Origin of the sequence: Kitasatospora sp. NPDC059088 (assembly GCF_042738155.1) — a bacterium.
Lineage (GTDB): Bacteria > Actinomycetota > Actinomycetes > Streptomycetales > Streptomycetaceae > Kitasatospora.
In genome coordinates this window covers 66,918-86,314 of record NZ_JBHYGR010000016.1, presented here as the reverse complement: position 1 = coordinate 86,314, position 19,397 = coordinate 66,918, and the positions used below count along the sequence as shown (strand labels likewise).

The window sequence follows — 19,397 nt, the reverse complement described above, 5'->3', positions numbered from 1 at the left end:
CGGCCCCACAGCCCGTCGGCGCCCGCGGGACGATGACCGGGGCGCCGTCGTCCGGGGCCGCCAGGACGTGGCTGTCGATGTGGTACAGCGCCCGCACCAGCGGCGCGTCCACCACCTCCCGGGGCGGCCCGCAGGCCACCACCGCGCCGTCCCGCAGGGCGACCAGCAGGTCGGCGTAGCGGGCGGCGGCCGCGAGGTCGTGCAGCACCATCACCACCGTGCGCCCGCCGGCCGCGACCGTACGGACCAGTTCCAGCACCTCCACCGCGTGGCCGAGGTCGAGCGCGCTGGTCGGCTCGTCCAGCAGCACCACCGGGGCGTCCTGGGCGAGCACCATGGCGAGCCAGCAGCGCTGCCGCTGGCCGCCGGAGAGCTGGTCGAGGCGGCGGTCGGCGAGGGCGTCGACGCCGGTGGCGCGCAGGGCCTCGGCGGTGAGCCGCTCGTCGTCGGCCGACCACTGGCGGAACAGTCCCTGGTGCGGGTGGCGCCCGTAGCGGACCAGGCCGGCCACGGTGACCGCCTCGGGGGCCTGCGGGCTCTGCGGGAGCAGCGCGACCCGGTGGGCGGCCCGGCGCGGGCTCAACCGCCAGATGTCCTCGCCGCCGACCAGGATCCGCCCGCCGTCCGGCCTGTGCAGCCGGGCCACCGCCCGCAGCAGGGTGGACTTGCCGCAGCCGTTCGGGCCGACCACCGCCACCACCTGCCCGGCGGGCACGGTGAGGTCGATGCCGCCGAGCACCGGGCGGCCGGGGCGGTACCCGGCGGTGACGCCCTGGATCGTCAACTCCATCTCTCAGCCCCCGGTTCCGCGCGCTCAGGAACCGGACAGGGCCTTGCCGAGGTCGCCGATGACGACGTCGGCCGCCAGCGGGCCGCCCCGGGTGGACCAGACCGAACCGTCCACGGTGACGGCGTGGTTGTTCTTCACCGCGTTCAACTGCTGGTAGGCGGGCTTGGACTGGACGTCCTTGAGGGCGGCCTTGCCGTCGTCGGTGAGGGTGGACAGGAACAGCCAGTCGCCGTCGATCTCGGCGAGCTTCTCCAGGCTGAGCGCCGGGCTGTGGGCGTTGCCGTCCTTGTCCTGGACGGCCGGGCGGGTGAGGCCCATGTCGAGGGCGACGCCGCTCGCGAACTGCTTCTTCTCCATCCAGCTGGGGCCGGTGGGGTTCCAGCGGACGATGGAGACGGCGGCGCCCTTGTTCTTGCCGAGGTCGGCACCGGCCTTGGTGGCCTTGGCCTGGTAGTCGTCGATCACCTTGGTGGCCTGGTCGAGCTTGTTGACGGCGTTGCCGATGCCCCGGAAGGCGAGCTTCCAGTCGTCGGTGGGCGCCATGGTGACCAGGGTGGCGGGGGTGATCTCGCGCAGCTGCTTGAGCACCTGCTCGTCCTGCATGTCCCCGGCCAGGATGAGGTCGGGCTTGGCGGCGATCACCTTGTCCATCACCGGCTGGAGCAGGTTGCCGACCACCGGCACGCCCTGGACCTTGTCCTTGAGGTACGCGGGCGGCTCGTTGAGCCCCTGGCCGTTGGTGATGCCGGCCGGCTTGAGACCGAGGGCGAGCACCGCGTCGAGGTCCTCCTGGGTGAGGGTGACGATCCGCTTGGGCTCGGCGGGGACCTCGACGGCCTTGCCGGTGGCGTCCTTGACGGTGCGCTTGCCGCCGTTGGCCGCGTCCGCCGCGCTGCCCGGGGCGGCGGACGCGGAGTTGGAGGGGCCCGCGGACGTGGACGAGGACCCGGAGGAGCCGCACCCGGTGAGCAGGAGGGCGGCCGCCCCGGTGACGGCCAGCGCCTGGGCCGCGCGGCGGCGGACGGGGTGGAGCGGGCTCTGGGCGTACGGCATGGGTGCCTCCGGGGCGCGGGTGGTACGGGAGTTGGGGGCGTCCGGGCAGCCCGGCACGACGGCGGTGCCGGCGGGACGCTCCGGCCATTAGGTTAGCCTTACCTTATGACATCGTCGCAAGTGGGCGCCCCCGAAGCGCCCGCCGTCACCGCGCCCGGCGCCCCTCCCCCACCGGCCCGCCCCCTCCGGGACAGCGCCTGGCCGGTCGCCGCCGGGGCGGTCGCGGTGCTGCTCGCGCTCACGGCGCTCTCGCTCTCGGTCGGCGCCGGCGAGGTCGGGCCGGGACGGGTCCTGGACTACCTGCTCGACCGCGACGGCGCCCGCGCCGACAGCCGACTCGCCCTCGTCGTCGGCGAGTTGCGGCTGCCCCGCACCCTGACGGCGCTACTGGTCGGCGCCGCCCTCGGCGTCGCCGGCGCCCAGCTCCAGTCGGTCACCCGCAACCCGCTGGCCGAGACCGGCCTGCTCGGCGTCAACGCGGGCGCCTCGCTCGGCGTCGTCCTCGGCATCGCCGTGCTCGGCGTGCAGACCTCCTACGGGTACCTCGCCTTCGCCTTCGGCGGCGCCGTCCTCGCCAGCACCCTGGTCCTGCTGATCGCCGGCAGCCGGGGCGGCGGCTCCCCCATGCGGCTGGTCCTCGGCGGCTCCGCCGTCGGCGCGACCTTCGGCGGCATCACCGGCGTGCTCATCGTCAACTCACCGGAAGCGTACGACCGTTACCGGGTCTGGGTGCTCGGCTCGCTGGCCGGGGTGGAAGGCTGGACGACCCTGGGCCAACTCGCCCCCGTCCTCGGCGCCGGCTTCCTGCTCGCCCTGCTCACCACCCGGCCGCTCACCGCCCTCGCCCTCGGCGACGACCTCGCCCGCGGCCTCGGCCACCGCCCCGGCGCCACCCGCGCCGCCGTCGCCGCCGCCGTCACCCTGCTCACCGCCTCGGCCGTCGCCCTGGCCGGGCCGATCTCCTTCCTCGGCCTGCTCGCCGGCTTCCTGGCCCGCGCCCTCGCCGGGCCCCGGATCGGCCGACTCACCCTGTTCGCCGGGCTGTTCGGCGCCGCCGTGCTCACCGGCGCGGACGTGCTCGCCCGGGTGGTCGCCCGGCCCTTCGAGGCGCCGGTCTCGGTGATCGTCGCCCTGGTCGGCGCCCCCGCGCTGATCGCCATCGTCCGCTCCCGCCGCTCCGCCGCCCTGGCGATCGGCGACCCCGCCGCCGAGGCCCCGCCCGTCCAGCGCGCCGAACCGCGCCCGGCGCGGCCGGACCCGGCCCTGCGGTACGGCGCCTGGTCCCTGCTGGTGCCGCGACGGCCGCTGCTCGCCGGACTCGGCCTCGCCGCCGCCCTGCTCGCCGTCGTGGTCGTCTCCGCGCACGCCGGACAGAGCGAACTCGGCCTCGGCAAGACCTTCCAGGCCGTGTTCGGCTACGGCGAGCGGCTGGACGTCCTGCTGGTGCAGAAGTTCCGCCTCGGCCGGATCGTCGCCGGACTCGCCGCCGGAGCCGCCCTCGGACTCGCCGGCTGCCTCACCCAGACCCTGGCCCGCAACCGGCTCGCCACCCCCGAACTCCTCGGCGTCAACGACGGCGCCACCGCCGCCGTACTGATCTCCGCCACCGCCTCCGGCACCTTCGGCGCCTGGTGGGCCGGACCGCTCGGCGCGCTGGCCGCCGTCCTGGTCGTCACCCTCGTCTCCGGCGGGCTCGGCGCCCGCGGCTACCGGGTGCTGGTCGTCGGACTCGCCATGTCGGCGCTCGCCTCGGCCGTCATCCAGGTCGCCCTCGCCCGGCGCTCGCTCAACTCCGCCGGCTCGCTGTACGTCTGGACCTCCGGCAGCCTCAACGGCCGGGACTACGCCATCGCCACGCCCGCGCTCGTCGGACTCGCCGTCCTGGTGCCGACCGCCCTGGTGGTGGCCCGGCGGCTGGCGGTGCTGCGCTTCGACGACAGCGTGGCCGCCTCGCTGGGCGTCGACCCCGGGAGGGTCCGGCTCGCCTGCCTGCTGCTCGCCGTCGCCCTCGCCGGGCTCGCCGTCGGGATCTGCGGGCCGGTCGGCTTCGTCGCCCTCGCCGCACCCGTACTCGCCGCCCGGCTCGCCGGACCGACCCGGGTGCCGGTGCTCGGCTCCGCGCTCACCGGCGCCCTGCTCGTCGTGCTCGCCGACACCCTCGGACGGGTGCTGATCGGCGGGGTGGAGATCCCCGTCGGCATCGTCACCACCGTGCTCGGCGGCCCCTTCCTGCTCTGGGTGCTGCTCGGGCGCCGTACCAACTGATCCTGGAGAGACAGACGTTGAACGCCTTCCCGCTGATCGCACCCGACCCGGACGACGCCGCGTACCGGCTGGTCACCTTCATCTCCACCGAACAGGACTGCGACGGCGTGCTCGCCCTCGTCCACACCGTCACCGACAAGGACCGGCACGCCGGCGACCTGACCCCCCACCTGATGGAACGCCGGGGCGGCCGCTGGGAGATCACCTACCGGCTGCGCGCCGACCACCGCGCCTCCTACCAGCTGCACCCCTTCCAGGGCGCTCCCCCCGGCACCACCCGCGCCGACTGGCTGCACGTCCTCGACCACGCCCGCCCCGACCCCCGCGACAGCGAACCCCGCCTGCCCGCCCGCGACGGCCGCCACCCCGCCTCCGTGCTCAGCCTGCCGCAGGCCCCCGCCCAGCCGTACGTCCGGCGGCGCGAGGACGTACCGCGCGGGCGCACCCTCCCCCGTACGGTGGCCGGGCGACGGGTCGACGTCCACCTCCCCGCCGGGTACGGACCCGGCCTCGGCCCGTACCCGGTCGCGGTGCTGCTCGACGGCGAGATGTGGGGCGAGGTGCTCTCCGTCGGCGACACCCTCGACAACCTGACCGCCGACGGCGCGATCCCGCCCACCGTCGCCCTGCTGGTGCACACCATGGGCCCCGGCCGCCCCGACGACCTGAGCTGCAACCCGGCCTTCGTCGACCTCCTCGCCGACCGCCTCCTGCCCTGGGCCGCAGCGGAGTTCGACGCCACCGACGACCCGCGCCGGACCGCCATCGCCGGCCAGAGCGCCGGCGGCCTCACCGCCGCCTACGCCGCCTTCCGGCGCCCGGACCGCTTCGGCAACGCCCTCTCCCAGTCCGGCTCCTTCTGGTGGCCCGACGAGACCGAGTTCGACGCCGGCAGCGAGTGGCTCACCCGCCGCTTCGCCGCCGAACCCCACCGGGACGCCCGGTTCTGGATCGAGGTCGGCCTCCAGGAGTGGATGCTGCTCACCCAGAACCGCCACCTGCGCGACGTGCTCACGGCACGCGGCTACGACCTCCACTACCAGGAGTTCAACGGCGGCCACGACTACGCCTGCTGGCGCGGCGGCCTCGCGGACGGGCTGGCGCACCTGCTGGGGTCACCCGCAAGGACGGTTTAGGTCAATTCGCATACCCCCCGACGCCTGTGCGGACCTAGCGTCGGAACCCACACCAAGTGACCTGGGGGGTCAGCGATGAACGCGTCCTCGTCCGCCACGCCGCCGCCGATGTCATGGCAGTACTGCGGTGACCAGCTCAAGCTCTGGCGCGCCCGCGCCGGAGTCAGCCGCGAGGCCCTGGCGACCGAGGCCGGCTACAGCTACGAGAGCCTGCGATCGATGGAGGCCGGGCGGCGCAAACCGTCGCTGCACCTGCTGCAGGCGGCGGACGAGATGTGCGGCGCGAAGGGGATCCTGCTGGCAGGGGCGGACTACTTGAAGCCCGAGAAGTATCCGCGATTCGCTGAGGACTACATTCGCAACGAAGGGGAGGCGGTGGTCATCAACTGGTACGAGAACCAGCTCTTCCCTGGCTTGCTACAGACCGCCGCAACAGCCAAGTCCGTCATCGACGGACGCTGGCCCCCGCTGGACGACGAGACCGTTGCGGTACGGGTGGCCGCTCGCCTTGAGCGTCAGGAGTTGCTGAAGGTCCAGAGCAAGGCGTTCAACTTCGTGATCGAGGAGAACGTCCTCCACCGCCGACTCAGCACGGAGGAAGCCCACGTCGAGCAGTTGCTGCACCTCCTCGTCATCGGCAGGCAGCGCAACGTGGCCATCCAGATCGTTCCCTCGGTCGGTTTCCACCCTGGCCTGGAAGGACCGTTCGTTCTCCTGGACTTGCCGGAACACGAGCGGCTCGCCTACGAGGAGGGCCAAGCAGCCGGGATGCTCCACGCGGACACCGACAAGGTGCAGTTCCTGAGTCAACGCCATGAAAGGATCCTTCGGCAGGCTCTCACTCCGGAGAAGTCGGCCGAGTTCATCAACGCGTTGGTGGAGGACCAGTGAGTAGCGAGTTGACTTGGCGTAAGTCCAGCCACAGCGGGAGCGAGGGCGGCTCGTGCATCGAGATCGCTCACGCCGAGGGCACAATCCACGTCCGCGACTCCAAGGACAAGTCCGGCCCTCAACTCGCCTTCGCCCCTGGGGCCTGGGCCGACTTCATCGAGTTCACCCGAAACGTTCCTCGCCACGTCGGCTGAGGCCGCTGGCCGGGCCTCGTGCTAGCGTCACGGGCGGCAGCGCGACGGCGCCCGCCCCGGACGAGATGTGCGCCGTACCCGGCCCGCCAAGACGACGCACCCAGGGAGTCGTCATGACCGCCGCCGACGCACCGATCGCCCGTCCGCTGGACGTGCCGTGGATCCACGGCTCGCCGTCCGCGAAGCACGACGCGGACCCGGAGATCCAGGTCCACCCGTACGACGAGAACACCGTCATCCTGCGGCAGAACAAGGCGGTGCACTACGAGGCGCCGTTCCTGTTCCTGCTCTTCGGGGCGGACCGGGCGGTCCTCATCGACACCGGGGCGACCGCCGAGCCCGCGTACTTCCCGCTCCGGGCGACCGTCGACGGCCTGATCGCGCAGTGGCTCGCCCGCAACCCCCGCGACCACTACCCGCTGCTGGTCCTGCACACCCACCCGCACGGCGACCACGTCGCGGGGGACGGGCAGTTCGCCGACCGGCCGGACACCGCCCTGGTCGGCGCCGACCGGCCCACCGCCTGGGCGTACTTCGGCTTCGACCACGACCCGGAGGCCACCGCCCGCGTCGACCTCGGCGGCGGACGGGTCCTGGAATGCCTGGCCACCCCCGGCCACCACCCGGCCGCCGTCACCTACTACGACCCGTGGACGGGCTTCCTGCTCACCGGCGACACCGTCTACCCCGGCCGGCTCTACATCGACGACTGGCCCGCCTTCGGCCGCAGCATCGAGCGCCTGATCGCGTTCACCCGGGAGCGGCCCGTCACGTACGTCCTCGGCTGCCACATCGAGATGACCCGCGAACCCGGCGTCGACTACCCGATCCGCACCACCCACCAGCCCGACGAACCCCCGCTCCAGCTCACCGTCGACCACCTGCACCGCATCCGCGCCGCCCTCGCCGAACTCGGTGACCGGCCGCGGCGGCACGCGCTGGACGACCTGATCCTCTGCCCCAACGACTGAGGGGCCGGGCGGTCACGCCGGCCCGGGTGGGCCGGCGCGGGTGCTGACGGCTGGCCCGTATCGGTGGTCTTGCACGCCTGACGACCGCTCGGCATAGTTGCGTCACATCCCGCCGAGCACATCCCGCGGAGCCGTTCACTCCCGAACTTGACATGAACAGGACGTATACCCCTCAGGAAGGAGTGTCCTCTCATGGCACGATCCGAGCGGGTCTCCCGCAGCCTGCGCCGCCTCCGGGGTGGTGGCCACGCCACGGTCGGCATCACCGCGGTCCTCCTCACCGCGATGCCCGTGACCTCGGCCCCGGCCGCCCCGCATCCCCCGCGCCCGATCTACGTCTTCGCCCACAACCTGAACTCCGCCGACCAGGTCGACAACGCCCTCGCCGCCGGCTACAACGGCGTCGAGGTCGATGCCGCGTTCAACGTCTCCGGCGCGTGCGGCGGCACCAGGCAGTGGGTCTCCTGCGACCCCGGCAACCCGGCGTCGGAGAGCGTCGACCCGGTCAACATCAAGCGGAAACGCACCGGCGCGGTATTCGACGCACTCGCCAACGCCCGGCGCAGCGGCAAGAACCTCGCGGCCGTGTGGGTCGACATCAAGTCGTCCACCGACGGCGACCAGCCCGCCCAGATCAGCACCCTGCGAGGCCTGGTCCGCGACAAACTGCTGGCCGCCGGGATCAGGGTGATGTACGAGGTGCCCTACTCGTCGAGCAGTGACGCCGCCTGGAACGCGCTCAAGCAGAACCTGGACCCCCTGGAGTCGACGGCCGTGACCGGCACCTACGCGCAGGTGCGCGACACCTTCTCCAGGGAGGGCGGCGGAATCCCCGCCAGGCACCGGTTCGCCACCGACGGTTCGGCGGTCTTCGCCACGTTGACCGGGACCTGCATGAAGACCAACGGCGACAAGGTCACGGGGCTCAGGGACAGCGTCGCCAACCGTGAGGCGGGGAACATCGCCGGCGTCTTCGCCTGGACCATGGGCTCCTCACCCGACGGTGCCGACTGCGCGGCACGGATGCTCGGCGAGATCGGGGTCAACGGCGTGATCGCCGGATCCCGGCTCTCGGACTACCGCAAGGAGACCGACACCGACGTCGCGGTGAACAACATCACGGACTGGGTCAAGAGGCACCCCGCCCAGGCGCGGATGGCCACCGTCCACGACACCCTCTTCGGCTGAGCCGAAGCCGCGGCGGCTCCGGCTCGGAACTGAGTCGGCGCTCCCTCCCGGACGGTGTTCGGGAGGGAGCGCCGGCTCGCCTCGCCTCTCTCCGCCTCGCTAGCTCTGCTTGATCGCGGAGATGTCGAACTCCAGCACCACCTTGTCGCCGACCAGCACGCCGCCGCCCTCCAGCGCCGCGTTCCAGGTCACGCCGAACTCCTTGCGGCTGATCGTCACCGAACCCTCCAGGCCCACCCGCAAGTTGCCGTACGGGTCCACCGCGTTGCCGGTGTACTCGAAGTCGATGGCCACCGGGCGGGTGGTGTCCTTGATGGTGAGGTCACCGGTGACCCGGTAGTCGGTGTCGGACTTGGCCTCGACCGAGGTCGAACGGAAGGTGATGTCCGGGAAGTTGGGGGCGTCCAGGAAGTCGTTGGTGCGCAGGTGCTGGTCGCGCTGCTCGACTCCGGAGTCGATGCTCTCGGCCTTGATCACCACCTGGCCGGTCGACCGCGTCGGATCGGCGCCGTCCAGGTGCGCGGTGCCCTCGAACTGCCCGAACGCGCCCCGCACCTTGGTCACCATGGCGTGCCGGGCGACGAAGCCGATCCGGGAGTGCGCGAGGTCGAGGACGTAGTCCCCGGTGAGCTCGGGAAGCGAAACGGTCATCAGGTACCTCCAAGGGGTGGCCCGGGGTCCGGGCGTCAGCTTGCAAGGTGTCAGCCCAATGCAGTATCACCCCGCCCGCCGCGCGGCACCACCGTGCCAAGTTCCCGCCAACGGGTGAAGCCTCTCAGTCCCGGTACGGGACCAGCCGCGCCAGGTCCAGCTCGAAGCCGAACGGCTCGGGGATCCGGATCGTCTCGCCGAACTCCCGCTCGGTACGGGTGTGGTAGCGGTCTCGGTTCGGCTCCGAGAACAGGGTCACTGACTTCTGACGCGGGTCGATGATCAGATAGAGCGGGAAGCCCATCCGCGGGTAGTCCCGAACCTTCCCCGTCCAGTCGTTCTCGGGGTTGGACGGGGAGACGACCTCGACCGCGATCAGCGCGAGCTCGGCCGGAATGGTGTGGCCTGCCAGGTCGATGACGCCCTCCGGCAGGTAGGTCAGGTCGGGATTGCGGACAGCACCGACTTCCGGCCACCGTACGGCGGCGGACCGAGCGGACGGGCGAGCCTCCAGCCGGACCCGGGGTCAGGCGTTGGCCTGGGCGTAATGGAGGCTGCCGCCCTGCGGGAGGAGGTAGCCGACGGTGCGGTGGGCCGGTGGGCGGCCGGCGAGGGTGGCGGCGTCGGTGCTGCCGGAGACCTCCCAGCCGACCAGGGCGAGGGGGAAGGACACGGTGCGGTGGGCCTCGGTGGCGACGGCGGCGAGCCAGTCGTCGAGGGCGGCCGACCGGTAGGACATCAGACCGGCCCGGGCCGGCACCCCGGCCGCGTCCAGGGCGCCGGTCGGGACGTAGAAGTCGAGCCAGTCGCTGCCGTCCTCCTCCCGGACGACCATGCACCCGCACACCACCAACTGCCCCTCCGGCAGCCGGACCCGGCCCTGGAGATGGCCGGTCCCGGCCAGCGAGGCGAGGGTGCACGGGGCCTCCGGCTGCTCCTCGGGTTCGGCGTCCCGGCCGGTGACGCAGCCCTCGACGCCCGCTGCGGTCCAGACGGCGGCGAGGGCGGCCGCCAGCCGGTCGTCGTCACCGGTGGGGCCGACCTCGATGGCCAGTTCGTAGAACCCGCCGAGCCAGTTGCCGGGCTCGCGGAAGGAGGCAGCGTTCGTCATCCCCCGATGATGCACCAGGACTGACCTGCGGCGCAGCCGCGTTCCGGGCCCCTCAGCCCTCCGGGGGCGGGGGTGGGCCCTGGGCCGGGAGGCGGCGGGCGAGGAGGGCTCCGGCGGCGACCAGTGCGGCGGTGACGGCGAGGGCGAGCCGGTAGGGGGCGGGGTCGGCGCCGTCGCCGAGGGCGCCGATCAGGGCGGCGGTGGCGGCGATGCCGATGGCGCCGCCGAGGGTGCGCAGAATGGTGAAGAGGGCCATCGCCCGGCCCATGGCGGGCGGCGGGACGTCGGCGAAGCCGGCGATCTGGACGGTGAGCACGGCGGTGCCCAGCACCAGTCCGACGGCGAACATCAACGCCCGTACGGCCCAGGGGTTCTCGGCGAGGCCGAGGGCGGCGAGGATCGCCGCGGCCAGCAGCAGGGCGGGCAGGGCGAGGCGGCGCGGGCCGAGCCTGGGCAGCAGCCGGTCGACCACCTGGGAGGCGGCCATCAGGCCGATCGCCTCGGGGAAGACGCTGAGCCCGGCGTCCAGGGCGGTGGCGCCGCGGGCGGCCTGGTAGAGCAGCGGCAGCACGAACAGGGCGCCCATCAGACCGGCCGAGGTGAGCAGCGCCAGCCAGCTCGCCGCGCCGTAGGAGCGGTCGGCGAGCAGCCGCAGGTCCACCAGCGGTTCGGGCGAGCGGAGCTGGTTGCGTACCGCGAGCCCGAGCAGGGCGGCTCCGGCGAGGCCGCCGAGCCAGACCGCCGGTGCCGTCCAGCCGTGGGCCGGGCCGAAGCCGAGGGCGTAGGTGAGCAGGCCGAGGCCCGGGGTGGCGAGCAGGAAGCCGCGGGTGTCGAAGCGGCCGGCCGGGGGTTCCGGTTCGGTCCGCAGGGCGGCCAGGCCGAGTGCCACGGCGGCGATGCCGACCGGCAGGTTGACCAGGAACAGCCAGTGCCAGGAGAGGTGTTCGGTGAGGAAGCCGCCGAGGGGCGGTCCGAGGGCGGGCATCAGGGCGGTCGGCACGATCAGGATCCGGCCCAGGCGCGGGCGCTCCTCCGGCGTGAAGGCGCGGAACAGCAGGGTCATGCCGACCGGGGTGAGCAGGCCGCCCGCCACGCCCTGGACGGCGCGGGCGGCGGCCAGGGCGCCGAGGCCGGGGGCGGCGGCGCAGAGTGCGGAGGCGAGGGTGAAGACGGCGAGCGCGCCGAGGAAGACCCGCTTCACGCCGTACCGGTCACCGAGCCAGCCCGCCACCGGCAGGCCGAGGGCGAGGCCGATCAGGAAGGCGGTCTCGACGGAGTTGGCCGCCGGGACGGGCCGGCCGAAGTCCTCGGCGATCCGGTACAGCGCGGGGTTGACGATGGTCGAGTCGAGGCCGTTCATGCACATCGCGGCGGTGTACACGACGACCACGGCGGCGCGCCCCGCGAGCAGGGGGCGCGCCGGGGACGCGACGGCGGGAGGGGTCACAGGTCGGTCCAGTGCGCGGTGATCCAGGCGAGGGCGTCGGGGCGGGCGCAGGGGCCGTGGGCGACGCCCCAGCCGGGCGGGACGGCGGCGAAGGCGGGCCACAGGGAGTGCTGGCCCTGGCCGTTGACGAGGGCCAGGAACTCGCCGTCGGCGTCGAAGGGGTTGGCGGGGGCGTCACTCATGGTCGGGGTTCTCCAGGTGGTCGGCGATCACGCTCGCGATGTGCGCGATCGGGGCGGGCAGGGTCATGTCCTTGTGCGAGCAGGCCACATCGGTGTTGTCGATCCGGCCGGTCACGTAGGGGGCCCAGAGTTCGGGCACCAGGGTCTCGTCGATGGTGTCGACGGTGGCGCGGAAGAACCGGACGTCGCCGTGGAAGGGGCGGTGGTCGTAGCCGCGCACCAGGTGGTTGGTGTTGAGGTAGATCTCGTTGAGCGCCGTCACGGTGGACCGGTCCAGCCCGGCCAGCGGGCTGCCCTCGCGGCCCAGCAGCTCGATGACGGAGTCGAGTTCGAGCGGCTGCCCGGCGAGGTCGTCGGGCCCGAAGCCGCCCATGGTGAGCAGCGCCTCCAGGGCTTCGGCCTGGTCCGGGACGGGCAGTTCGCGGAAGCCCTCGGCCGGGTAGGCGTCCAGGATCGCGAGCAGTTCGACCCGCTGGCCGAGCTCCTGGAGCCGGACGGCGACGGCGTGGGCGATGATCCCGCCGGTGGACCAGCCGAGCAGCCGGTACGGCCCCTCGGGCTGGACCTCGCGCAGCCGGTCGGCGTAGTGCGCGGCCAGCTCCTCCATCGTCGCGGGCAGCGGTTCGCCGACGGTGGCGGCGCCGACGCCCTGGGCCTGGAGGCCGTAGAGGGGGACGTCGGCCGGGAGGTGGCGGATCAGGCCGGTGTAGCACCAGCTGAGGCCGCCGGCCGGGTGGATCGCGAACAGCGGGGCCCGGCGGCCGGGGGCGGTGGGGCGCAGCGGGAGCAGCACGTCCAGGGCGTCGGCGCCGGGGGCGCCCTCGGACAGGGCGGCGTCGAGCGCGGCCACGCTGGAGGCCTGGAACAGCGCGCCGATGCCGACCTCCAGGCCGAGCACCTCGCGGATCCGGCCGGCCAGCCGGACCACCAGCAGGGAGTGGCCGCCGAGCGCGAAGAAGTCGTCCTCGACCCCGACCGCCTCCAGGCCCAGGACCTCGGCGAAGAGCTGGCAGAGCTGCTGCTCGCGCGGGCTGCGGGGCGGGCGGCCGGCTCCGGCGGCGGGGGCCTCGGGGGCGGGCAGGGCCCGGCGGTCGAGCTTGCCGTTGGCGGTCAGCGGCAGCCGGTCGACCGGGACCACGGCGGAGGGGACCATGTGGGCGGGCAGTTCGGCGGCGGCGTGGGCGCGCAGGTCCTCGGGCGAGGCGGCGGGGGTGGTGGGGGTGGCGGGGGCGGTGGGGGCGGTGGGGGCGGTGGGGGCGGTGGGGGCAGTGGGGGCGGTGGGGGCGGTGGGGGAAGTGCCCACGACGTAGCCGACCAGGCGCTTGTCGCCGGGGGTGTCCTCGCGGACCACCACGGCGGCGTCGGCGACACCCGGGTGGGCGGCCAACACGGCTTCGATCTCGCCGAGTTCGATCCGGAAGCCGCGCAGCTTGACCTGCTGGTCGGCGCGGCCGAAGTACTCCAGCACGCCGTCCGCGCGGCGCCGGGCGAGGTCGCCGGAGCGGTACATCCGGGTGCCCTGCTCGCCGAAGAGCCCGGCGTACGGGTCGGCGACGAAGCGGGTGGCGGTGAGTTCGGGCCGGCCGAGGTAGCCGCGGGCCAGGCCGGCCCCGGCGACGTACATCTCGCCGGTGACGCCGGGCGGGACGGGCTGGAGGTGCTGGTCGAGGACGTAGACCCGCAGGTCGGGGATGTTGACGCCGATGGTGCTGCTGCTGGTGGCGGCGGCGCTCGCCCGGTCGAGGGCGATGTACGAGACGTGCACGGTGGTCTCGGTGATGCCGTACATGTTGACCAGGGTCGGGGCGTCCTGCGGGTGCCGGGAGTACCAGTCGTCGAGGCGGCCGAGTTCGAGCGCCTCGCCGCCGAACACCACGTAGCGCAGGGCGAGTTCGCTGCCGGGACGGTCGCGGTCGGCGGCGCTGAGCTGGTAGAAGGCGGACGGGGTCTGGTTGAGCACGGTGACGCGCTCGCGGGCGAGCAGGTCGAGGAAGGCCGCCGGGTCGCGGCTGACCAGGTGCGGGACGACGACCAGCCGGCCGCCGTACAGCAGCGCGCCCCACAGTTCCCAGACCGAGAAGTCGAAGGCGTAGGAGTGGAAGAGCGTCCAGACGTCCTGGGCGTCGAAGCCGAACCAGTGGTCGGTGGAGCTGAACAGCCGGGCGACGTTGCGGTGGGTGACGGGCACGCCCTTGGGCCGACCGGTGGAGCCGGAGGTGTAGATGACGTACGCGGTGTCCTCGGCGCGCAGCGGACGGGTGCGTTCGTGCTGGGCGAGCGGGGTGGCCGGGTACCGCGCCGACTCCGGCCCGTCGACCAGGAGTCGGGGGACGTCGTGGACGGGCAGCCGGGGGGCGGTGGCCCGGTCGGTGAGCAGGGCGGCGGGGGTGGCGTCGGCCAGCATGTAGGCGAGGCGGTCGGCCGGGTAGTCGGGGTCGAGCGGGAGGTAGGCGGCGCCGGACTTGGCGACCGCGAGCAGGGCGACGACCAGGTCGACCGAGCGGGGCAGGGCGAGCGCGACGATGGTGCCGGGGCCGATGCCGTGGGCGGCCAGCAGGCGGGCCAGGCGGTCGGCGTGGGCGGAGAGTTCGGTGTAGTCGAGTCGGTCGTCGCCGCAACTGACCGCTACGGCGCGCGGGTTGGCGGCGGCCGCGGCCTCGAAGAGCTCGGGCAGGGTGGCGGTCGGGTCGGTGGCCGCCGGCACGGGCGCCGTCGGCACGGCTGCGGCGGACGGGGTGAGGTTCCACTCGACCAGGGCGCGCCGGCGCTCCTCCGCGCTGATCAGCGGCAGCCGGCCGATCGGGGTGTCCGGGGCGGTGGCGGCGGCGGTGAGCAGCCGGGTGAGGCGGTCCGCGAGGGCGGTCGCGGTGGCGGGGTCGAAGAGGTCGGTGCGGTACTCCAGGAAGCCGCCGATGCCGCCGCCGGGCCGCTCCCCCGCGTTGAGGGTGAGGTCGAACTTGGCGGTGCCGCTGGGGATCGCGGCGATCTCGGCGGTCAGGCCGCCGCCGAGCGCGAGGGGTTCGTCGGCGCGGCTCTGCCAGGCGAGCATCACCTGGAACAGCGGGTGGCGGGCGAGCGAGCGGGCCGGGTTGAGCTCCTCGACCAGGCGGTCGAAGGGCAGGTCGGCGTGCTCGTGCGCGGCCAGCACGGTGCCGCGCACGCGCCGGAGCAGCTCCCGGAAGGACGGGTCGCCGGCGGTGTCGGTGCGCAGCACGGCGGAGTTGACGAAGTAGCCGACCAGGGCGGCGGTCCGCTCGTCCTCGCGCCCGGCGAGCGGGGTGCCGACGGGGATGTCGGTGCCGCAGCCGTGCCGGGTGAGCAGCGCGGCGAGGCCGGCCTGGACGGCCATGAACACGGTGCCGCCGGTGGCGCGGGCGAGCGCGGCGAGGGCGGTGTGCGCCTCGGCGCCGAGGGCGAAGGGGACGGTGGCGCCGTCGTGTCCGGCCAGCGGCGGGCGGGGGCGGTCGGTGGGCAGGTCGAGTTGGTCGGGCAGGCCGGCCAGGGCGGTGCGCCAGTGCTCGGTCTGCCGTACGGCGAGCGGGGTGGGTGCGTCCACGGTGCCGAGCAGCTGTCGCTGCCAGGCCACGTGGTCGGCGAACTGGACGTCCAGTGGGGCGAGTTCGGGCGCGCGCCCGGCCTGCCGGGCGGTGTAGGCGGCGGCGAGGTCGTGCAGCAGCGGGGTGGTGGAGGCGCCGTCGCCGGCGATGTGGTGGAGCAGCAGGAGCAGGGTGTGCCGCTCGCGCCCGTGGCCGAACAGCGTGGCGCGCAGCGGGGGTTCGGCGGTGAGGTCGAAGGCGTACCGGACGGCCTCGGACAGCTCGCCCTCGACGTCCGGGAGTTCGACCGGCGCGGGCGGCAGGATCCGCTGGTACGGCGTGCCGTCCGGCTCCTCGCCGTAGACGGTGCGCAGGACTTCGTGCCGGGCGGTGAGGTCGCCGAGGGCGAGGGTGAGGGCGGCGCGGTCGAGCGGGCCGGTGAGGGTGAGGGCGAGCGGGATGTTGTAGGTGGGGCTGGGGCCTTCGAGCCGGTGCAGGAACCAGAGGCCGCGCTGGGCGGGCGAGAGCGGCATCCGCTCGGTGCGGGGCGCGGGCACCAGGGCCGGGCGGGGTTCGGCGGGCCCGGCCTCGGGGCGCCCGTCCTGCGCTGCGGGCCGGAGCAGGGCGGCGAGGGCGGCCGGGGTCGGGTGGCGGAAGACGTTGGCGAAGGCGACCGGTGCGGCGAAGGTCTCGCGCAGCCGGGCGGCCAGCCGACCGGCGAGCAGGGAGTGGCCGCCGAGGTCGAAGAAGGACTCCTCCCGGCCGGGTGCGGCGGGCAGGCCGAGGACGTCGGCGAACAGCCCGCAGACCAGTTCCTCCTGCGGGGTGGCGGCGGCCGCGCCGGGGGTGGTGGCGGCGGGCTCCGGGAGGGCGCGGTGGTCCAGCTTGTCGTGGGCGGTGCGCGGCAGTTCGTCCAGCAGCAGGACGGCGGCCGGGACCATGTGGGCGGGCAGGCGGGCGGCGAGCGCGGCGCGCAGGGCCTCGGGGTCGGGGACGGCACCGGTGGGGTGGTCGCCGACGGCGGGGAGTTCACCGGTGGCGGGGACGACGTAGCCGAGCAGTCGCTTGCCCTGCGGTCCGGGCCGGGCGATCACCACGGCCTGCGCCACGCCCGGCAGTTGGGCGAGGACGGCGGCGATCTCGCCGGGTTCGACCCGGAAGCCGCGGATCTTCACCTGGTCGTCGGCGCGCCCGAGGAACTCCAGGGTGCCGTCGGGGCGGCGGCGGGCGAGGTCGCCGGTGCGGTACATCCGGTCGCCGGGCGGGCCGAAGGGGTCGGCGAGGAAGCGTTCGGCGGTGAGGTCGGGGCGGCCGAGGTAGCCGCGGGCCAGGCAGGCACCGGCCACGTACAGTTCGCCGGTCACGCCGTCGGGCGCGGGGCGCAGCGAGCCGTCCAGGACGTAGGCGCGGGAGCCGCGCACCACCCTGCCGGTCGGGGCGCCGTCCGGGCCCGGGGTCCAGGCGTAGGCGTCGACGGTGGTCTCGGTGGGGCCGTAGAGGTCGATCGGGTGCAGGCCGGGGACGGCGGCGAGCCGCTGCCAGAGGGCGGGCGGGGTGGCCTCGCCGCCGACCGCGAGCACCGAGGGGCGGTGCCGGTCCTCGTCCAGCACGCCTTCGGCGAGGAGGACTTCGAGGTAGGAGGGGGTGAGGTCGAGGTAGTCGATGCGCTCGCGGTGGAGGTGGGCGGCGAGGGCGGCCGGGTCGCGGTAGGTGGCGTCGTCGAGCAGGTGGAGCTCGTGGCCGTGGACCATCCACAGCACCGGGTCCCAGGAGGCGTCGAAGGCGAAGGAGGCGCTGTGGGCGATGCGCAGGCGCTCGCGGCCGGTGCGGCGGACGGCGGGGGCGATGTGGTCCTCGCCGTGGCCGGCGTGCAGGTTGGCGAACGAGGCATGGGTGACGACCACGCCCTTGGGGCGGCCGGTGGAGCCGGAGGTGTGCAGCACGTAGGCGGCGTCGTGGAGGCGCGGGGCCGGCAGGGGCGCCTCGGGGCTCCCGGGGGCCTCAGGGGCCGCGGTGGCACCGGGGGCCTCGGCGTCGGACAGCCGTACGGTGGGCAGGCCGGGCGGCAGGTCGAGGTCGGCGAGCGCCTCGGGGGTGCCGACGGCGCAGACCGGGCGGGCGTCGGCCAGCACGGCGGCGAGCCGCTGCCGGGGGTGGGCCAGGTCGAGGCTGACGCAGGCGCCGCCGGCCTTGAGCACGGCGAGCATCGCGACCAGGGTGTCCGCGCTGCGCGGCAGGGCAAGGGCGACGGGCGCGCCGCCGTGGACGCCGAGGCCGCGCAGCCGGTGGGCGAGGCGGTCGGACCGGCTCTCCAACTCGCCGAAGGTGAGGGCGGTTTCGCCGCAGCGGACGGCGACGGCGGCCGGGGTGCGGGCGGCCTGGGCGGAGAACAGCTCGGGCACGGTCCGCTCGACCGGGGGTTCGGTGCGGCCCTCGGTGGCGCGGCGCAGGGCGTCGGCGTCCAGCAGGTCGATCCGGGCGATCGGCGTCGTCGGGTCGGTGAGCAGCAGCTCGGTGAGGGCGTCGAGGTAGCGCAGCAGGCCGTCGCGGTGGGCGGCCAGCGAGTCGGCGCCGTGGCGGGCCGGGTCGGCGTCGAGGAGCAGGCGCAGGCCGCCGTCGGGGCCGGGCGAGACGTTCACGGCGAGGTCGTCGACCGGTCCGGCGGCGAGGTTGCGGACCACGCCGGGCAGGCCGGCCAGGTCGAGGTCGGCCTCGAAGGCCTTGATGTTGACCATCGGGCCGAACAGGGCGCGGCGTCCGCCGGTGCGGCCGAGGTCGCGGCGCAGGTCCTCCAGCGGGTAGCGCTGGTGGCGGCGGGCGGTGCGCAAGGCGCGGACCACCTGGCGCAGCAGGTCCTCGGCGGTGTCGGCGGGGCGGACGGCCAGGCGCAGCGGCAGCACGTTGGCGGCGGCGACGGGCGTGCGCAGGGCGGCGGGGCCGCGGCGGTTGGCGAGCGGGAGGCCGAGCAGGACGTCCTGGGCGCCGGTCAGGCGGTGCAGGTAGCCGGCTGTGGCGGCGAGGAGGAGCTCCGCCCAGGTGGCGCGGGCCGCGGTGGCGGCACGCTCCAGGCGCTCGCGGGTTCCGGCGGGGAGGGTGGCGCTCAGCCGCAGCGGGGTCGACTCGGCCCCGGGCCGCCCGGAGCGCTCGGCCCCGGAGTGCTCGGCCCCGGAGTGCTCGGCCCCGGGATGCACGGCGGGGGTGCCCGGCAGGACGGCCGGGGCGTCGGCGCCGGCAAGGTGGGCGGACCAGTGGGCGCGGTCGGTGCGGTAGTCCTCGCCCGCGCGGTAGGCGGCCTCCTCGGCGGCGGCCTCGGCGAGGCGGGCGAAGGGGCTGGGGCCGGGGTCGGCGCCGGTGGTGCGGGCGGTGTAGTGGGCGGCGACGCGGTCGCCGAGGAGGGTCAACGCGTAGGCGTCGACGGCGAGGTGGTGGATCCGGCGGTACCAGATCCGCTGGTCGTCGGCGAGCCGGATGAGCGCCTGGGTGAACAGCGGGCCGGTGGTGAGGTCGGCCGGGCGGGCGAGGTCGGCGCGCATCCAGGCCTCGGCCTCGGCGGACGGCTCCTCGGCGGCCCGCAGGTCGAGGCGGTGCAGCGGCCAGCGGTGACCGGGGGTCAGGCGCTGGTGCGGGGTGCCGTCCGGGCCGGTGACGACGACCGCGCCGAGGGCCTCGGCCTCGTCCACGGTCTGCCGCAGGGCCGCCTCGAAGGCCTCCTCGTCGAGCGGTCCGGTGATCTCGACGGCGTCGCCGGTGTTGTAGACCGGGCTGGCGGGGTCGAGCGACTGGGCGTACCAGACGGCGGCCTGGGCGGCGAGCAGCGGGACGTCGGCGGACCGGGCCCCGGTGGGCTGCTGATCGACGGGCTGCGTTTCGACGGCGGGCATGGTGCGGAGAGCTCCTCGGGGGGTCCGGAACGCCTTACTTAGGTTAGCCTAATCTAACTTCATACGATCTGGTCAACGGCCTCGTGCGGCCGCGCCCCTGA

At 74.6% G+C, this 19,397-nt stretch carries 13 protein-coding genes, 1 pseudogene and 1 riboswitch; of the genes and pseudogenes, 6 read left to right on the top strand and 8 right to left on the bottom strand.

The window, feature by feature from the left end; all coding sequences use genetic code 11:
* Nucleotides 1-19: 19 nt before the first annotated feature.
* Together ACFWXO_RS10355 and ACFWXO_RS10350 are read right to left on the bottom strand one after the other, a co-directional pair.
* Nucleotides 20-790 (bottom strand): annotated as a pseudogene (locus tag ACFWXO_RS10355) (ABC transporter ATP-binding protein); the annotation flags it as partial.
* Nucleotides 791-814: 24 nt separating this feature from the next.
* Nucleotides 815-1,843, bottom strand: coding sequence for an ABC transporter substrate-binding protein (locus ACFWXO_RS10350; protein ID WP_380523157.1), 1,029 nt, complete (start codon nucleotides 1,841-1,843; stop codon nucleotides 815-817).
* A 105-nt stretch (nucleotides 1,844-1,948) separates the two neighbouring features.
* Here ACFWXO_RS10350 and fhuB point away from each other — a divergent pair, with 105 nt between their 5' ends.
* From fhuB to ACFWXO_RS10320, 6 genes are all read left to right on the top strand, one after another.
* Nucleotides 1,949-4,108: a Fe(3+)-hydroxamate ABC transporter permease FhuB gene (gene fhuB / locus ACFWXO_RS10345; RefSeq protein WP_380523156.1), complete on the top strand. Its 2,160-nt coding sequence runs from the start codon at nucleotides 1,949-1,951 to the stop codon at nucleotides 4,106-4,108.
* Between the two features lie 17 nt (nucleotides 4,109-4,125).
* On the top strand, nucleotides 4,126-5,244 hold the full coding sequence (gene fes, locus ACFWXO_RS10340; protein ID WP_380523154.1) for an enterochelin esterase: 1,119 nt from the start codon (nucleotides 4,126-4,128) through the stop codon (nucleotides 5,242-5,244).
* Between the two features lie 75 nt (nucleotides 5,245-5,319).
* Nucleotides 5,320-6,135: a helix-turn-helix domain-containing protein gene (locus tag ACFWXO_RS10335; RefSeq protein WP_380523153.1), complete on the top strand. Its 816-nt coding sequence runs from the start codon at nucleotides 5,320-5,322 to the stop codon at nucleotides 6,133-6,135.
* The gene (locus ACFWXO_RS10330; RefSeq protein WP_380395837.1) at nucleotides 6,132-6,329 is read left to right on the top strand and encodes a DUF397 domain-containing protein; all 198 of its coding nucleotides are present in this window, start codon (nucleotides 6,132-6,134) and stop codon (nucleotides 6,327-6,329) included. Before ACFWXO_RS10335 ends, ACFWXO_RS10330 begins: the two co-directional genes overlap by 4 nt.
* Before the next feature lie 41 nt (nucleotides 6,330-6,370).
* A riboswitch (guanidine-III (ykkC-III) riboswitch) is annotated at nucleotides 6,371-6,430 on the top strand.
* A 12-nt stretch (nucleotides 6,431-6,442) separates the two neighbouring features.
* Nucleotides 6,443-7,300, top strand: coding sequence for an MBL fold metallo-hydrolase (locus tag ACFWXO_RS10325; RefSeq protein WP_380523152.1), 858 nt, complete (start codon nucleotides 6,443-6,445; stop codon nucleotides 7,298-7,300).
* 192 nt (nucleotides 7,301-7,492) lie between these two features.
* Nucleotides 7,493-8,488 carry a hypothetical protein gene (locus tag ACFWXO_RS10320; protein ID WP_380523151.1) on the top strand — a complete coding sequence of 332 codons (996 nt, stop codon included), beginning with the start codon at nucleotides 7,493-7,495 and terminating at the stop codon, nucleotides 8,486-8,488.
* A gap of 99 nt (nucleotides 8,489-8,587) precedes the next feature.
* Here the strand turns inward: ACFWXO_RS10320 and ACFWXO_RS10315 are convergent, their stop codons facing one another.
* The 6 genes from ACFWXO_RS10315 to ACFWXO_RS10290 all read right to left on the bottom strand — a co-directional run bounded on the left by ACFWXO_RS10315 (nucleotide 8,588) and on the right by ACFWXO_RS10290 (nucleotide 19,296).
* Nucleotides 8,588-9,139 (bottom strand): YceI family protein, encoded by a 552-nt coding sequence (locus tag ACFWXO_RS10315; RefSeq protein WP_380523150.1) that lies wholly within the window; start codon nucleotides 9,137-9,139, stop codon nucleotides 8,588-8,590.
* Between the two features lie 124 nt (nucleotides 9,140-9,263).
* Nucleotides 9,264-9,653 (bottom strand): Uma2 family endonuclease, encoded by a 390-nt coding sequence (locus ACFWXO_RS10310; protein ID WP_380523170.1) that lies wholly within the window; start codon nucleotides 9,651-9,653, stop codon nucleotides 9,264-9,266.
* Between the two features lie 12 nt (nucleotides 9,654-9,665).
* Nucleotides 9,666-10,250, bottom strand: coding sequence for a hypothetical protein (locus tag ACFWXO_RS10305; RefSeq protein ID WP_375892013.1), 585 nt, complete (start codon nucleotides 10,248-10,250; stop codon nucleotides 9,666-9,668).
* Between the two features lie 52 nt (nucleotides 10,251-10,302).
* Nucleotides 10,303-11,697: a DHA2 family efflux MFS transporter permease subunit gene (locus ACFWXO_RS10300; protein WP_375892014.1), complete on the bottom strand. Its 1,395-nt coding sequence runs from the start codon at nucleotides 11,695-11,697 to the stop codon at nucleotides 10,303-10,305.
* On the bottom strand, nucleotides 11,694-11,879 hold the full coding sequence (locus ACFWXO_RS10295; protein ID WP_375892016.1) for an MbtH family protein: 186 nt from the start codon (nucleotides 11,877-11,879) through the stop codon (nucleotides 11,694-11,696). Before ACFWXO_RS10295 ends, ACFWXO_RS10300 begins: the two co-directional genes overlap by 4 nt.
* On the bottom strand, nucleotides 11,872-19,296 hold the full coding sequence (locus ACFWXO_RS10290; protein WP_380523147.1) for an amino acid adenylation domain-containing protein: 7,425 nt from the start codon (nucleotides 19,294-19,296) through the stop codon (nucleotides 11,872-11,874). The genes ACFWXO_RS10295 and ACFWXO_RS10290 overlap by 8 nt, the downstream gene beginning before the upstream one ends.
* Nucleotides 19,297-19,397: the final 101 nt, after the last annotated feature.

Excerpts from the sequence above, each read along its gene's own strand:
- fhuB (WP_380523156.1), top strand. The coding sequence starts at position 1,949 with ATGACATCGTCGCAAGTGGGCGCCCCCGAAGCGCCCGCCGTCACCGCG.
- ACFWXO_RS10350 (WP_380523157.1), bottom strand. The coding sequence starts at position 1,843 with ATGCCGTACGCCCAGAGCCCGCTCCACCCCGTCCGCCGCCGCGCGGCC.
- ACFWXO_RS10295 (WP_375892016.1), bottom strand. The coding sequence starts at position 11,879 with ATGAGTGACGCCCCCGCCAACCCCTTCGACGCCGACGGCGAGTTCCTG.
- ACFWXO_RS10305 (WP_375892013.1), bottom strand. The coding sequence starts at position 10,250 with ATGACGAACGCTGCCTCCTTCCGCGAGCCCGGCAACTGGCTCGGCGGG.
- ACFWXO_RS10320 (WP_380523151.1), top strand. The coding sequence starts at position 7,493 with ATGGCACGATCCGAGCGGGTCTCCCGCAGCCTGCGCCGCCTCCGGGGT.
- ACFWXO_RS10290 (WP_380523147.1), bottom strand. The coding sequence starts at position 19,296 with ATGCCCGCCGTCGAAACGCAGCCCGTCGATCAGCAGCCCACCGGGGCC.
- ACFWXO_RS10315 (WP_380523150.1), bottom strand. The coding sequence starts at position 9,139 with ATGACCGTTTCGCTTCCCGAGCTCACCGGGGACTACGTCCTCGACCTC.
- ACFWXO_RS10335 (WP_380523153.1), top strand. The coding sequence starts at position 5,320 with ATGAACGCGTCCTCGTCCGCCACGCCGCCGCCGATGTCATGGCAGTAC.
- ACFWXO_RS10325 (WP_380523152.1), top strand. The coding sequence starts at position 6,443 with ATGACCGCCGCCGACGCACCGATCGCCCGTCCGCTGGACGTGCCGTGG.